Annotated in this window: 1 protein-coding gene and 1 pseudogene; both read right to left on the bottom strand. The window is 74.9% G+C overall.

Going from position 1 to position 1,559, the window contains the following annotated elements; all coding sequences use genetic code 11:
* Positions 1-394 (bottom strand): annotated as a pseudogene (locus HMPREF3086_RS01765) (hypothetical protein); the annotation flags it as partial.
* 11 nt (positions 395-405) lie between these two features.
* Positions 406-1,559: alpha/beta hydrolase (locus tag HMPREF3086_RS01760; protein ID WP_070719866.1), on the bottom strand; the 1,154-nt coding region annotated here is incomplete at its 5' end.

The following is a 1,559-nucleotide window of genomic DNA, read 5'->3' as shown; positions in this document are numbered from 1 at the left end:
CGGGCGCAACGGGCGCGACCGGTGCCTGACGGACCGGCTGGACGGTGGCGTCCTGCCGCGCGGGGGCCGCGGTCGGCACGGTCGTCGAGGGCGCCTGCGTCGCGACGGGCGTGGAGGTCGCCTCCTCCGAGGCCGTCTCGGTGGGCGGCTCGCCGGTCTCCTCCGAGGTGGTCTCGGTGGTCGTCTCGGAAGTGGTGCTCGCGATCGGCTCGGCGGTGGGGCCGCCGGTCTGGGCGGCCTCCACCTGGGCGCGGGCGCGCTCGACGGCCTGGGCGCTGCGGTGGGAGTCGTACCAGAGGCCGGTCGTGATGAGGCCGACGGACAGGACCCCCAGTGCGCTCATCCCCACGGCGGTGAGGGACGGGCGGGTGAACCTGGTGTCGAGCGATGCCATAGGCCCCAGTATCAGACAGCCTCCGTGCGAACGCCAACACCTTCCCCCGCCGCGCGCGTAGCCGGCGGGACGACCGTCAGTCGTTCGGGCGCTTCCCAGGTGACCTCGGCGTCGCCGTAGGGTTCGCGGTCGCGGTGCAGCCAGAGGCCGGCGACATGCCGCCGGAGGACGGGCAGCAGTTGGCCGTCGTCGCCGCGTCGGACGGAGGTGTGGCGGGCGCGGATCTCGCGTTCGCGCCACAGGGGTACCGGACCGCCGAGCATCACGGTGAGCATCGCGCGGAACGCGTCGCAGTCGCGGTCGAACACCCCGCCGTGCCCGCGGGTGCCGTAGACGGGCGTGCCGTCGGCGAAGTAGCCGGTGTCGAGGCGCGCGCCGCCGTCGCCGAGGTCGGAGTGCGACCACTGCCGCCGCAGCCCGAAGCGGACCTGGAGCAGCTCGACGGGATCGCCCGGTGCGGTGAGGGTGTAGCGGCGCACCGGGCCGGGGGCGCGCCAGTCCGACGGCCCCGTCACCCCCACGCCGAGGTCGGGGGATTCGGCGTAGATGACCCGGTCGGCGCGCAGGCCCAGGCGCTCGGCGGTGCCGACGATCCGCCCGCCGTAGGAATGACCCACCACGGTCAGAGCGGCGCCGGGGCACTCGATCTCGATCACCCGGTCGACCTCGCGGCAGAACCGGACCAGCCGCGGCGCCATCGTCTCGGCGTACCGCGGGTTGCCGGCGTCGGCCATGATGTCCTGCGGGAACTCGCCGTCGAGGAACGCGATCACCGCCAGTCGGCCGTCGGCGGCGTCGACGAGGTCCACGGCGACGTCGGTGTTGACGTGCGACATGTCGAGGTTGGTGCCGGTGCCGGGGACGTACACCGCGACCGCCTCGGTGCGCGGCCCGAGGTCGCCCACGACCTCGATCATCCGGCCACCGCGCCGCGGGGAGAAGGCGGGGAAGGAACGACGACGACGACGAGCGTCCCGCCGCGCCATGGTCTCCAGTCTCCCTATGCGCGGGGACCACGGGGTGCCCGCCAGCTGCTCACGGTGGAGGGCCCTGCGCACGGCCACCGCGTTGGCGCGGGCCCGCATCGGCCAGGGCACGCCGTACGTCCCGCCGACGGCCTCGGGCTCGGCGAGGGCGAGCACGCGCCTGTCGGCGACCGGCAGGT

Origin of the sequence: Dietzia sp. HMSC21D01, from assembly GCF_001815995.1 — a bacterium.
Lineage (GTDB): Bacteria > Actinomycetota > Actinomycetes > Mycobacteriales > Mycobacteriaceae > Dietzia > Dietzia cinnamea.
The sequence above is the reverse complement of the archived record's forward strand: the minus strand, read 5'-3'. Positions and strand labels throughout refer to the sequence as shown.